The sequence below is a fragment of the Pseudomonas sp. HP_14 genome (assembly GCF_055283875.1).
In genome coordinates this window covers 54,397-67,481 of the sequence record NZ_JBTOQI010000019.1, presented here as the reverse complement: position 1 = coordinate 67,481, position 13,085 = coordinate 54,397, and the positions used below count along the sequence as shown (strand labels likewise).

The following is a 13,085-nucleotide window of genomic DNA, read 5'->3' as shown; positions in this document are numbered from 1 at the left end:
CCACCACACAAACACCCCCCCCACCCCGCCCCCCCCCCCCCCCCCCCCCCCCCCCCCCCCCCCCCCCACCCCCGCCCCCCCCCCCCCCCCCCACCCCCCCCCCCCCCCACTCCTACAGAGAGGCGGCTGGCTGATTACGCAGCCCGCCGCCTCGCTAACAAGTTAGCTCCTGACGGTTTACAGCTACTTAGTGGAACAACACCGCAGTCTTCTGCAGAGTGATCCAGACGCCCCACGCCAGTGGGATGCCTACTGCCAGCCAGGCGGCGATAGCCAGTGGCTTGCTGCCCGGATCTGCTTTCCACTCAAGAACAGTGGTGTGATCCGCGCCTTTGTCCATACCGTAGGATTGCTCCACGGCCAGTTCTTCATCAGTCATGAAGTACTTGTCGGCCACCGGACGAACCAGCAGGTTGCAGATGAAGCCCAGCACCAGCAGGCCAGCCAGGATGTACAGGGTCATATCGTAAGCATCGGCACGGGCAACGCCGTGGCTCAGCTGATATTCACGCAAGTAGTTGACCAGTACCGGACCGAGGATGCCCGCAGCAGCCCAGGCAGTCAGCAGACGACCGTGGATCGCGCCAACCATTTGGGTGCCGAACAGGTCAGCCAGGTAGGCCGGAACGGTTGCGAAACCACCGCCGTACATCGACAGGATTACGCAGAAGGCCGCTACGAACAGCGCGACGCTGCCCATGTGGCTCAGACTTGGTACCAGCGCGTAGAGCAGGAAGCCCAAGGCGAAGAACACGAAGTAGGTGTTTTTGCGACCCAGGTAATCCGAGAACGAAGCCCAGAAGAAGCGACCACCGATGTTGAACAGACTCAACAGACCGGTGAAGCCCGCAGCGATGGCGGCGATCTGGCCCAACTGAACAGCGTCAAGCTGGTTGAACGCCAGGTCGAGGCCCAACAGCTTACCGGCGAACACTTCCTGCAGCAGCGGCGAAGCCATTCCCAGAATACCGATACCTGCCGAAACGTTCAGGCACAGCACCAGCCATACCAGACGGAATTGCGGTGTTTTCCAGGCCACGTTCACGTGTACGTGACGGTTGGTGATCATCGCGTTGTTGGCTTTCTTGACCGGAGCAGTCCAGCCTTCCGGTTTCCAGCCAGTTGGCGGAACGCGGTAAGACAGTGCGCCACCGATCATGAAGATGAAGTAGATCACCGCCATTACCACGAAGCTCTGCCAGACGCCCACGCCTTCAGGCGAAGCGAAATGGTTCATCAGCGCTGCAGCCAGCGGAGCACCAACCATCGCGCCGCCACCGAAACCCATGATTGCCATGCCGGTAGCCATGCCGCGCTTGTCCGGGAACCACTTGATCAGGGTCGAAACCGGCGAGATATAGCCCAGCCCGAGACCGATACCGCCGATCACACCGGAGCCGACCCACATCAGCCATATCTGGTGGGTATAAATCCCCAAGGCAGATATCAGCAGACCGCCGCACCAGCACAGAGCCGATACCACACCAGCCTTGCGCGGGCCTGCGTGTTCCAGCCAGCCACCCCAGATGGCAGCCGAGCAACCCAGGAAGATGAAGAACAGGGTGTAGATCCAGCCCAGCATGGAGATGGGCCAGTCGCAGGCAGACGAGAAAATCTGTGCGAAGAAGCTCATGTCAGGTGCACAGGCTACTGGAGCCTTGATGCCAACTGCCTTGGACAACGGCAGCCAGAACACGGAGAAGCCATACGCCATGCCGATGCACAGGTGAATAGCCAATGCTGCCGGTGGTACCAGCCAGCGGTTGAAACCTGGCTTGGCGATGATGCGTTCTTTGGACAAGAACGCAGGCTGTGCGGGTGAACCGCCCAACGCAGTGCTTGTACTCATTGTTTTATCCCCAGAAAAAGAAGCTCACAAGGTGTCTACGTTCCACCCACAGCCTCCGTGCGCGTAGGCAACGACCGTTTTATCGGCAGAGTTCCCGAATACGTGACAAATCGACGCACCGGATTAGCGAACGGCGCGAGATTATCATCTGTCAATTAAAAAAAGGCGCTTTGACATCACTTTTTTTGACGTCAGCGCTACGACTCGCGTGTTTAGGGCACAATTGTCCATGCCGCCCGTCGCCAGAGGACATTTCATGCCTATCGTCGTTGAGTTTCTTCAGTCGGCTAGTTATCAGGACCAGGTGGATTTACAGAAGATCTACCGTGATGCACCCGCCTGGCTGTTCCCGCCTTTTAATGATGCGGTGCAACTGATCGAAAATGGCCTTGAACAGGGTGCCTTCGTTGCCGCCAGGCTAAACGATCGACTGTTAGGTTGTGCTCTTGTGCAACGTCACGCGAAGGTCTGGGAGCTATCGCACTTGTGCGTACGCAACCCGACTCGCCGCAGAGGCTTCGCCGGGCAACTGATCAGCGAAGTGCAGAAATCAGCCCGTCAGGCGGGTTGCGAGCTACGCTTGCTGGCAACCGCCGAACCTCCCGAAGTCCAGGCTCTGGCGGCCAGTCTTCAGGTGCCACTTGTACTCTTTCAAGCCCAAAATGCTGAACGAGGCCAGGCTTGAGGCATCCAAAACCCTGCACCTGCGTGAGGAGGTTATACTCGCGGGCAAATTTTGAACGTTCGACTACAAGGACTCGCCCATGAAAGCGTTCGGCAAAATCCTGGGACTTTTTGTTCTCGGGCTGTTGCTGATCATCGTGGCTCTCGGCTTCGCCCTGACCCATCTGTTTGATCCCAACGACTATAAAGACGAGATTCGCCAACTGGCGCGCGACAAGGCGCACGTTGAACTGACACTTAACGGGGACATCGGCTGGAGCCTCTTCCCGTGGCTCGGTCTGGAGCTGCACGAAGCCAGCGTTGCGACCTTGAACAACCCGACCAAGCCTTTTGCCGATCTGCAAATGCTGGGGTTGTCCGTTCGCGTACTGCCGCTGCTGCGTCGCGAAGTACAGATGAGTGACGTCCGGGTCGAAGGCCTCAACCTCAGCCTGAGCCGCGATGAAAACGGTCATGGCAACTGGGAAGACATTGGCAAGCCTGCTGCGTCGGACGTGGCTGCCACACCCGCACCCGCCGATGGCGAACAGACTCCAGCGCCCAAACCAGACAAGCCTTCCCAGCCGATCAAGCTCGATATCGACAGCCTGACCGTGAATAACGCGCGGGTAGATTATGTCGATGCACGCAAAGGCCAGTCGTTCACGGCCGAGAGCATCCAGCTTAGCACCGGCGCCGTTCATGAAGGCGCTGACATCCCGATCAAGCTGACAGCATTTCTGGGCACAACCCAGCCAGTCATGCGTGCCAAGACCGAACTGGTCGGCCAGCTGCGCCTGGACCGCGCACTCAAGCGTTATCAGTTTGGTGACATGCGTTTGTCAGGTGAAGCCTCGGGTGAGCCACTCCAGGGCAAGACCGTGACCTTCGCTGCTCAAGGGCAATTACTGGTCGATCTGGCCGCGAATGTCGCCGAATGGACCAACATGAAGCTGTCTGCGAACCAGTTACGTGCTCTTGGCGACTTCCGCGCCCGGGACCTGGACAAGACGCCACAGATCACTGGTGCGCTCTCCGTGGCCCAGTTTGATCTGCGAACCTTCCTCGATAGCATCGGCCAGCCAATCCCGGCGATGGGCGAAGGCAGCCTGAGTAAAGTCGAGATGATCACGCGCATCAACGCCACGCCTAACAGCGCTGCTTTTGATGAGCTCAACCTGAAAGTCGACGACAGCACCTTCACCGGCCGCGTTGCCGTGGAAGACTTCGCCAAGCAGGCGCTGCGCCTGCAACTCAAGGCTGACACCTTCAATGCCGACCGCTATCGCCCAGCCGAAAGCGAAGAGAAAAAAGGCGCGAGTGCAGCACGCAAATCTGAAGTGCAAAACAGTGAAGCAGCCGCAGTGGCAGGCGCAGGCACCACGCCTCTGCCGGAGCAACCGACCAAGGCCGCCTGGAGCACCGAAAAACTCCTGCCACTGGAGCGCATGCGCAAACTTGATGTCGATGCAGACGTCAGCTTCGGCGCATTGACCGTTGAAAAACTGCAGATCCAGAACGCCGTGTTGAAAACCCAGGCCCTGAATGGCGTGGTCAAAGTCGACAGCCTGCGTGGTGATCTTTACAACGGCAACTTCGACGTCAAAGGCAATCTTGATGTGCGCCCGGACGTTCCTCTGATGAGCGTCCAGACGCGCATCAACAAGGTGCCGGTCGAGCGCTTCCTGCAAAGTCAGGATCAAACTCCACCCGTCAAAGGCCTGCTGACCCTCAACAGCGATCTGACCGGCAAGGGCAACAGCGAAAAAGCGCTGATCGACAGCCTGAACGGCACCGCCAGCTTCATGCTCAACAATGGCGTGCTGGTCAATGCGAACCTTGAACAGCAGCTTTGTCAGGGCATCTCGATTCTTAACCGCAAGACGCTCAGCGGCGAACCTCGCGGCAAAGACACACCTTTCCGCCAGCTCAACGGAAATCTGACTTTCCGCAATGGTGTAGCCAGCAACCCGGACCTCAAGGTGCAAATACCCGGCCTGACCGTCAACGGCAACGGAGATGTGGACCTGCGAGTGTTGGGCATGAACTACCACGTCGGAGTCATCATCGAAGGCGACAAAACCGAGATGCCCGACCCGGCCTGCGAGGTCAACCCGCGCTATGTCGGTATCGAGTGGCCTGTACAGTGCCGCGGCCCATTGGAACTGGGCGCCAAAGCTTGTCGTCTCGACAAGGAAGGCCTAGGCCAGGTCGCCGCGAAAATGGCGGGCGACAAGCTCGGCGAGAAGATCGAAGAGAAGCTCGGCGATAAAGTCAGCCCAGAACTTAAAGACGCCCTGCGCGGCCTTTTCAAACGTTAAGAGCGAAACCTCCTGTAGGAGTGAGCTTGCTCGCGATTCGATGCTGACAGGCGAAGAATAATCAACAGTCCCAACGCCATCGCGAGCAAGCTCACACCAACAGTCGCTTTAAGCCAACCATTCACATATAGGATCACCCAGGCAACCCGAGCAATTCTCCAGCGCTGTGCTTGATTGGTACGACCGCCACGGGCGACACAATCTGCCCTGGCAGCAAGGCATCACGCCATACCGGGTGTGGGTGTCGGAAATCATGCTGCAGCAAACGCAGGTCAGCACCGTACTGAATTATTTCGACCGCTTCATGGACGCCCTACCCACCGTACAGGCATTGGCCGAAGCGCCTGAAGACGAAGTGCTGCATCTGTGGACCGGCCTGGGTTACTACACCCGGGCGCGCAACCTGCAGAAAACCGCAAAAATAGTGGTTGCCGATCACGACGGTGAATTCCCCCGCGATGTAGAAAAACTGATCTTGCTTCCCGGCATCGGCCTGTCGACTGCCGGGGCCATCGCCAGTTTGAGCATGGGTTTGCGAGCGCCGATCCTCGACGGCAACGTGAAACGCGTTCTGGCGCGTTTCACGGCACAGGAGGGTTACCCGGGCGAGCCGAAGGTCGCAAAACAGCTGTGGGCCACCGCAGAGCGCTTCACGCCACATGCCCGGGTGAACAACTACACCCAGGCAATGATGGATCTGGGCGCCACGCTATGCACTCGCAGTAAACCAAGCTGTCTGCTATGCCCGCTGGAATCTGGCTGCGAAGCGCATCTGCTGGGTCTGGAAACCCGCTACCCCATCCCCAAGCCGCGCAAGGAAGTCCCGCAAAAGCGCACACTCATGCCAATGCTTGCCAACCGTGACGGCGCGATTCTGCTTTATCGCCGTCCGTCTACCGGCCTGTGGGGCGGCTTGTGGAGCTTGCCGGAGCTGGACGACTTCGAGGATCTTCAGCATCTGGCAGTGCAACACTCGCTGGAGCTGGGCCAACATCAGGAACTGCCGGGGCTGATCCATACCTTCAGTCACTTTCAACTGAGCATCGAGCCCTGGCTTGTCAGGGTCGAGGAGTCTGCTCATCACGTGGCCGAGGCCGACTGGCTCTGGTATAACCTCGCCACCCCGCCGCGCCTGGGCCTTGCTGCCCCGGTGAAGAAGCTGCTGAAACGCGCAGCCGACGTATTGAATGCAGGAGAGTCGTCATGACCCGCACCGTAATGTGCCGCAAGTACAAAGAAGAACTGCCAGGCCTGGAGCGCGCCCCTTACCCTGGCGCCAAAGGTGAAGACATCTTCAATCACGTTTCACAGAAAGCCTGGGCCGACTGGCAGAAACACCAGACCCTGCTGATCAACGAAAAGCGTCTGAACATGATGAATGCCGAAGATCGCAAATTCCTCCAGACCCAGATGGACAAGTTCCTGTCCGGCGAGGAATACGCTCAGGCGGAAGGTTACGTTCCCCCCGAGAAATAAAGCGTTTCAAGCAGTTCGGGTCGTAAGCAACGGTAATAATTCAGATTTTTTTAAAAACATGCTTGACGACCCCCTGAAAAACACGTCTAATGCGCCCCGTTGCCCAGATAGCTCAGTCGGTAGAGCAGGGGATTGAAAATCCCCGTGTCGGCGGTTCGATTCCGTCTCTGGGCACCACTAATACCGAAACCCCTGATACCGCAAGGTATCAGGGGTTTTTTAGTTTCAGGACCTTCAGGCTGCGTTCCGAAGGCGTACAAAGCGTGACGAGTCCTGGCAGGACGTTGTGTGCCGGGTGTGGCTGGAGGAGTCGCCTCCATATCGCTCCTCCTGCAACACCCTTCAAATCCAAAACCTTTCAGACGCTTTGCGGGCGATCACCGCCTTCGAATCGATTCGTGCTGCCCGCTCAGTGGCATTACGGCCGGTAAAGCGGGAATGCTTCCATCAGCGGCGGAATCTCCTGGCCCATCTCTGCTGCGCTGGCAGAGGGGTTGCCCGGTTTTGGAATATTCCTGGCAAAGTGAAAGATGATGGTCTGGCCGGTGGTGCCGTCCCTGTAATACTTGAAATAGCTGATCTCCGAGAACTGCCCGTCTTTACGCAATGATTTGGGATAAAACATCATCGCGTAATCGATCCCGGTTCTATTGTCGGTCAGCAGGACTGCCGGCATGTTCGGGTTTTCCTGCTGATGAAGCTGGATGGCGCGTTTGGCGAGGTCGAGGGGTTTGAAGCGATTCATCTCGCGAGGGACGACGGTAAAGTCCACCATTTCAGTCCAGGCATCCATGCTTTCCTCTGGCGGGAAATACTCCCACAAACCCGGCTTCTGGAATTTCAGGACGAACGTCTTGCCGCCGAACACCACCGTTTTGGTTTCGGCAATCGACGGGCTAGACATGTCGGAGGTTAGCGGCGTGGTGCAACCGCAGAGCAGGAGAAAGGCGAACAACACAAGCGATGTGGCTTTCATTTCAATCCTTGAAGATTTGCGTCAGTGAATTTTTCGCGAGTAACAGTAGCCCAACGTATCGCTGAATACTTTCTTTATCGGGATCGCTCCTGAATCAAATCGCGAAACGGCTATGCACTTACTGGAAATGCCGTTCATGAAAAACGGATTCGCCTGACAGAAACACTCCCCCCTCCTCTTCACAATTAGCGTTTTGGCGCAATTGAGAACGTGCAAGCTCCAGGCCTGCCTCCCCTCGCGCCCAACTCGAGAACGGGTAGATGGGCGATCTGATACTGACCGATGAACAAATTGAACGGCTTTTATCTGAACCCAAGCGGGTGACGACACCCGCAGCGCGCTGGAAAGAGCAGAGAGGCTCCAGGCAACGCAATTTTTCAGTCGAGTCCGAAGACAGCGCAAACCGCTTTCCGCTGTTCCTCAGACAAAACCAGCACCTGAAGAATGGTTTTTCGTGCGGACTGCTCTATTACCATCCCGGTGGCGAGAAAATAAGGCTCAGTCGCTACAACGGCAGTGACCACTCGCACTACAACCCGCTTGACGGGAGCCGATCCGATTTTTTCCTGCCATATTCACAAAGCCACCGAGCGGTACATGGTCGCCGGAAGAAAAGCGGAGCATTTTGCGCAAAGCACGCACCGCTACCTTGATCTGGACGGCGCCGTCAGCGCGATCATTGCGGACTGCAACATCTCTGGACTGAAGCTTTGCAGCCCCGCCGAAGAAGACGACAATCAAACAGCTGACAAAAACCAAATGAGCCTTGGCCTGGAATGACTATCGACATCACCGCCCTGCAAAAACTGCTTTGCAATACATTCTGCCAGGACGTGCGGGTAAACATGCCTGAAGGACAGGTAGTGATTGCGCTGCCAATGTCAGCACGAGATGGCGATCAAATCATGGCTTACCTTGGCCAAACGACAGCTGGCTGGCGAATTTCAGATATGGGGACAACCATGATGAAGCTCAGTTATGAAAATGATCTGAGCAGACTCTTCTCCGGCGCTAGAGGTCAACTTCTACAAACCATCCTGAATGAGGGTGGCTTATCAGAGGATGATGGCGAAGTTTATGTGGAGGTGCCTGCTGACGTCCTGCTTCGAGGTCTTTTCACCTTTGGACAGGGGCTAACCCGAATCGAAGACATTGGCTTGTGGACTCGAACTCGAATTGAATCGACATTCCATGACGACCTAAGGGCAATATTGAATAGCTTTCTGTCCGCTGCGATTCTTGAAGAGGGATACTTGGTCCCGGAGATTCCCAATGGTGAGAGCTATCCGGTCGACTACTACATCCACACGACGGGCAGACCGCCGTACGTCTTTGGAGTGAATACAAAAGAAAAGGCAATGCTCGCGACAATCATCCTCCAGCATTTGCAAAAAACCGGGCACCGTTTTGATTCGATGGTGATCTGCTCCAATATTGAGGAAATCCCCAAATCCGATAAACGTCGACTGCTCAACGCTGCGAATGATGTAGTCGCAACGATTCATGATACTGACGCGATAAAGCAGAAAATCCAGCACCGCCTCAGCGCTTGAGCAGCAATCCGCAGCCTGTATATTCACCCACCGCAAGCGACTCAGTCCCGTGCGCGCCTGGTTGGCCCCTCACAACATCCGACGACCGGTCATCGGATCCGTCCAGCCATTGATCCACGCCGGTTCACGGCATGTGGCATGGCATAGTAATATCGCATTAATACTTTAGTTCCCCTTGGCGGTTTTCGTATGCGTGCTTCAGGCGCGAGCAAGTCTTCTGGTTTTACGCTGATCGAGCTGCTCATCACCGTAGCCATTGTCGGCATCCTGGCTGGCATCGCATTCCCCGCCTACGACAGCTATGTCACCAAGAGCAAAATCAAATCGGCTCAGGCTGACCTGGCCGCACTGAGCCTGGTCATGGAAAACCGTTTCCAGCGCCAACTGGTTTACGGGACAACAACGTCCAGCACCACCGCAGACACAAAGTGTGTGGCGACCACAGGCAGCACTGGCTGCACGTCGGCCGCCTGGCAGCCAAGCCAGTCCGATTCCTTCACCTACAAGATCGTGACGTCGACCAACTCCACCTACAAGCTGGAAGCCCTGGGCAACAGCGGCAAGGTCAATGGCTGCAGTATCACCCTGACTCAAGACAATATCCGTGCGGTGGCCAGTTGCAGCCCTTACAACGGCGCGTGGCTGTGATGCGCGCAAAGGGTTTCACGCTGATCGAGTTGATGATCACCATCGCTATTTTCGGCATCTTGCTGGCCATTGGCGCGCCCTTCACCAAAGCGTGGAGCGATAGCGCCAAGCAGCGCGAGGCTGCCGGGGTACTGAAACAAGGCATCAGCCGCGCCAAGGCCACCGCACTGCGTAACCCGGAAGGCGCCCGTGATGATGTGGCCGCCGCCGCCCTGTGCCGCTCAGGCCAGACGCTGAAGCTATTCAAAATGGCTACCAGCGTGGACTGCACCTCCAGCGCAACACCGCTATGGACCGCACAACTGCCCTCCTCCGTCGGGGTCAAGGTGGGCGGTTCGGATGTTTCCTGCGTGGCCTTCAATAGTCGCGGCTTGCCCGTCGCGGGCGGCAATGCCTGCACCACCGCCAGCATCGACGTTACGGCAGGCAGCGAGAGCACCTTCAATGTCCCGATCATTTAGCGGTAACGGGCGCAAGGAACGCGGCGACATACTCATGGAATCACTGATCGGCATTGTCCTCATGTCGATCATAGGTTTGGGCATCAGCTACGCGTCATCGCGAGCGACCAAAACCCAGCGCGACATGAAGCTGCAAAACGTCGCAGTCAGTCAGATGCGCAATCTGCTTGCGCTCAATGGCAAGGCACTGTGCACCAATGCCTCGCTGGCGACTATTACCCTGCCAACGCAAACCAACGCCATCAATCTGGATGTCGCCTGCACCGCCGCATCAGCCGTAACCATCGGCGGGCGCACAGTCACGGGCGGTACTTCGCTAGGCACCGTGGTACTCACGACCCGCACCTCTGACAGCGCGCTGTTCGGTGGCGTGATTCGCGTCGGCGACGAGACATGAAACGTACACAGCGCGGTTTTAACCTGGTCAGCCTGCTGGTCGGTGTCAGCCTCTCGATGATCAGCATTCTGGCGCTGCTCTCGCTGTACAAAAACCTGATCGGCGTGTCCGTACAGTCCATCCAGGACTCCCGACAAGACGGCCAGATTGCCGCAGCCGTACTAACGGCGCAGCGTGAGTTGTTGAATGCTGGTTTTCGGGTGGATGCCAACCCTGTGCAGATCATCTTGCTTAACGACGCAAATCTGAGCAACGGCACACTGACAGGAACACCCCGTGCGTTCAATGCCGTCACGTCGACGGCTCCCGCAACGGGCAATGCCATGGTCTGGACCTACAAGCCCACCGCAACCGGCAGCGCCATCTGCTCCGGATTGCTGATGAAGAAAGATAGCGGCAAGGAAACAGGAAGCCTTCTGCGCCTGCAAGGCGGCACTAACTGCTCGCTGGTATCGCAGTGGGGCACTACGACATGGACCAGTATTGCGCTGATTGAAACGAATCAACCCGCAGCGTTTTTCTCGGTGTTCTACGCACCCTGCTGGCCCTTTGGGAAAACCGCCGACGCAACCGTCAACCGTCTGCAAGTCATGATGACCGCCAGCACGAGCACGATAGACATCAACAGCAGCGAGCCACAGCCTGCTTACGTCAAAAGTAAAAGCACCACGTGCCTGCCCAACCTTGAAAAACCGAGTGCCTCATGATCTCCAGCGCCGGCCTCAAATCCAGAGCACGCCAGCGGGGCATGGCGACCACGCTTGTCATGCTGCTCACCGGCATGGCGATGACCGTAACAGCCATGGGTATGGTGTATGGCATCCGCAGCGCTCAAGACCAGCAGATGGCAAGCCATGCGGCGGTGCCGGCCGAGTCCAGAGCATGGGAAGGTGTGGAGCTGGTGCGCCTCTACTTGCTGGACATCGCCAGCCAGACACAACCCGAGGATCGCCTGGTTGCGCTTACCGGTAACCTGGCGAGCAATATCAACGGGCTGACGATTAGCGTTTCAGAGCCTTACGTCAAAGCGACCGGCATCATCGGCTTCAATATTTCATCGGCAGCAGGCAATAACGGTGCCGCGGGTGCGACCGCGACGTTGCAGGTTTTCTATAACGTGAAATTCGCGTCGGCCGCAGGCGTGATTACACCGAACGGCGTCGTCGACATAGGCAAGCCGCTTACCCTGACCGGATCGATCACCTTCAAAGGCAATCCTGATGCGAAGCTCTCGGTAAAGGGTGACGCCAACCTGAGCGGCTCCGTCACGGGCTTACAGTCCTTGCAGGCCAGCGGCGATATAGTCATCGGTGGCGGCATTCAGGTTGACGAGTTGTTCGCCAATGGAACGCTTACACTCAATGGTTCGGCCAGCACCCAAAAAGGCTCAGCCCTGGGCAACATCACTTTAGCCAGTGGCGGCTCCCAAGGAACGCTTTACACCAATGGCAATATATCAATTACCAACGGCTCAGTAGGTTCCGCAAACGCACTCGGCAAAATCACCACCTCGACGGGCGGAACGCTAGGGACGCTGAATGCGGGCAAAACCATCGCGATAAGTAACGGCACAACAACTGAGGCCAACGCGGTTGGCGACGTTACCGTTACTAGCTGGCCAAGCATCAACCGCATCAATAGCAAAGCCAATGTAACTTGCCCAAGCCCTTACTGGTTTCCTCAAGGCACCATCAAAGCCAAAAGCATCAGTAACTGCCCGAATACGACCGCAGTGGTTGCCCCGACCGATGTAACGGTGACGCTGTTTACGCCACTTACTGCAAAGGTCGACAACACCGTCAAGGTTGATGCCTATGACTTCAAGGACGCCTCGAACTATGTATTTGAGTATGTGAACGGCAAAAGGCAGGTCACGGTCCAGAACATCAACGGGCTGACCAACGGAATTTACTATCTGGGCAATTACCCCCAACAGAACAACAGGGGCTACAACGACTTCCTGTGCAAGAACGTCGACAGCTCGAACAACTGCACATCGCCCGCTGCTCCTGACTCAACCACCCGCACGCTTTGCCAGGGTCAGTCGACTTACAACGGATGTATCACTTACGCCAACGGCACATGGACTGTTTCAGGCAAGAACCTGGCACCCGGTGCACTGTGGTTCAAGGGCAATCTGCAAATGAGCAACGGCGAGTACTACAACACTGTCGTTGCTACAGGCAATATCGCCACCAGTGGTGCCCACGTCCTGTACGCGCTGAACTACGCAGGCTACAAAGTCGTCTGCACCAACAAGTTTCTGAAGGACTCAACGAACGACTTCGCCGGCATGTACCCGACCAACTTCTGCGACACGGCTGGCGCCAAGCTGATATCCAATGCCTTGGGTAACGTTGGTTATCTGGATGGCAGTTTCACGAATGGCGTGTTTTCCGGAGGTGCGATCACGCTCGGTTCCTCAAGCGTGGTTTACGGCAGTATCGTGGCTGGAGATGTGTTCCTTACCGAGGGCAGCAGTACCGTGCACGGCTATGTCACAGCTGCGGCTCAAGGGGCTACGCCCGCAAATGCCTGGGGAGGCTCAACGCTGATCGACCTGAGCAATCTGCCAGATACCTATGTGCCCGGACAGATACCTGCGAGGGGGCAGCCAGCCTGCACCAGTAACTGCACGGGTTCCACTGGGACGACTGTCGCAGTAAAGTGGTCGCGCTATTTGTGATGCGGGCAGCGCAAGGCTCGTCTCGGTAACTCAACTTCAAGATCAGGAATTCATC

At 57.0% G+C, this 13,085-nt stretch carries 13 protein-coding genes and 1 tRNA gene; 12 read left to right on the top strand and 2 right to left on the bottom strand.

From position 1 onward, the window contains the following. Window positions 1-187: 187 nt before the first annotated feature. Window positions 188-1,849, bottom strand: a complete 1,662-nt coding sequence (locus tag ACYASS_RS14085) for an OFA family MFS transporter (protein WP_243244134.1) — start codon at window positions 1,847-1,849, stop codon at window positions 188-190. Between the two features lie 256 nt (window positions 1,850-2,105). On the opposite strand from ACYASS_RS14085, the gene ACYASS_RS14080 reads away from it, so the two are divergent. The 5 genes from ACYASS_RS14080 to ACYASS_RS14060 all read left to right on the top strand — a co-directional run bounded on the left by ACYASS_RS14080 (window position 2,106) and on the right by ACYASS_RS14060 (window position 6,486). Further along, the gene (locus ACYASS_RS14080) at window positions 2,106-2,534 is read left to right on the top strand and encodes an acetyl-CoA sensor PanZ family protein (protein WP_463586581.1); all 429 of its coding nucleotides are present in this window, start codon (window positions 2,106-2,108) and stop codon (window positions 2,532-2,534) included. A 79-nt stretch (window positions 2,535-2,613) separates the two neighbouring features. Further along, complete coding sequence (locus ACYASS_RS14075) at window positions 2,614-4,833, top strand: AsmA family protein (RefSeq protein ID WP_463586580.1); 2,220 nt, start codon at window positions 2,614-2,616, stop codon at window positions 4,831-4,833. Window positions 4,834-4,960: 127 nt separating this feature from the next. Beyond that, window positions 4,961-6,040, top strand: a complete 1,080-nt coding sequence (gene mutY, locus ACYASS_RS14070) for an A/G-specific adenine glycosylase (RefSeq protein WP_463586584.1) — start codon at window positions 4,961-4,963, stop codon at window positions 6,038-6,040. Then, window positions 6,037-6,309, top strand: coding sequence for an oxidative damage protection protein (locus tag ACYASS_RS14065; protein ID WP_027901312.1), 273 nt, complete (start codon window positions 6,037-6,039; stop codon window positions 6,307-6,309). Before mutY ends, ACYASS_RS14065 begins: the two co-directional genes overlap by 4 nt. Window positions 6,310-6,410: 101 nt before the next feature. Continuing rightward, a tRNA-Phe gene (locus ACYASS_RS14060) sits at window positions 6,411-6,486 on the top strand. A gap of 241 nt (window positions 6,487-6,727) precedes the next feature. On the opposite strand, the gene ACYASS_RS14055 is transcribed toward ACYASS_RS14060, so the two are convergent. After that, complete coding sequence (locus ACYASS_RS14055; RefSeq protein WP_463586579.1) at window positions 6,728-7,285, bottom strand: hypothetical protein; 558 nt, start codon at window positions 7,283-7,285, stop codon at window positions 6,728-6,730. 260 nt (window positions 7,286-7,545) lie between these two features. Between ACYASS_RS14055 and ACYASS_RS14050 the strand changes: the two genes are divergently transcribed. The 7 genes from ACYASS_RS14050 (at window position 7,546) to ACYASS_RS14020 (ending at window position 13,030) form a co-directional block, all read left to right on the top strand. After that, window positions 7,546-7,938: a hypothetical protein gene (locus ACYASS_RS14050; protein WP_463586578.1), complete on the top strand. Its 393-nt coding sequence runs from the start codon at window positions 7,546-7,548 to the stop codon at window positions 7,936-7,938. A 123-nt stretch (window positions 7,939-8,061) separates the two neighbouring features. Continuing rightward, window positions 8,062-8,838: a DUF1828 domain-containing protein gene (locus ACYASS_RS14045; protein WP_463586577.1), complete on the top strand. Its 777-nt coding sequence runs from the start codon at window positions 8,062-8,064 to the stop codon at window positions 8,836-8,838. Window positions 8,839-9,027: 189 nt separating this feature from the next. Further along, on the top strand, window positions 9,028-9,486 hold the full coding sequence (locus ACYASS_RS14040; RefSeq protein ID WP_463586576.1) for a type IV pilin protein: 459 nt from the start codon (window positions 9,028-9,030) through the stop codon (window positions 9,484-9,486). Next, entirely contained in the window at window positions 9,486-9,947 is a 462-nt protein-coding gene (locus tag ACYASS_RS14035; protein ID WP_243244339.1) for a pilus assembly FimT family protein, read from the top strand. The genes ACYASS_RS14040 and ACYASS_RS14035 overlap by 1 nt, the downstream gene beginning before the upstream one ends. Continuing rightward, entirely contained in the window at window positions 9,931-10,344 is a 414-nt protein-coding gene (locus ACYASS_RS14030) for a hypothetical protein (RefSeq protein ID WP_463586575.1), read from the top strand. The genes ACYASS_RS14035 and ACYASS_RS14030 overlap by 17 nt, the downstream gene beginning before the upstream one ends. Then, on the top strand, window positions 10,341-11,051 hold the full coding sequence (locus tag ACYASS_RS14025) for a PilW family protein (RefSeq protein ID WP_463586574.1): 711 nt from the start codon (window positions 10,341-10,343) through the stop codon (window positions 11,049-11,051). The genes ACYASS_RS14030 and ACYASS_RS14025 overlap by 4 nt, the downstream gene beginning before the upstream one ends. Beyond that, the gene (locus tag ACYASS_RS14020) at window positions 11,048-13,030 is read left to right on the top strand and encodes a hypothetical protein (RefSeq protein WP_463586573.1); all 1,983 of its coding nucleotides are present in this window, start codon (window positions 11,048-11,050) and stop codon (window positions 13,028-13,030) included. The genes ACYASS_RS14025 and ACYASS_RS14020 overlap by 4 nt, the downstream gene beginning before the upstream one ends. Window positions 13,031-13,085: the final 55 nt, after the last annotated feature.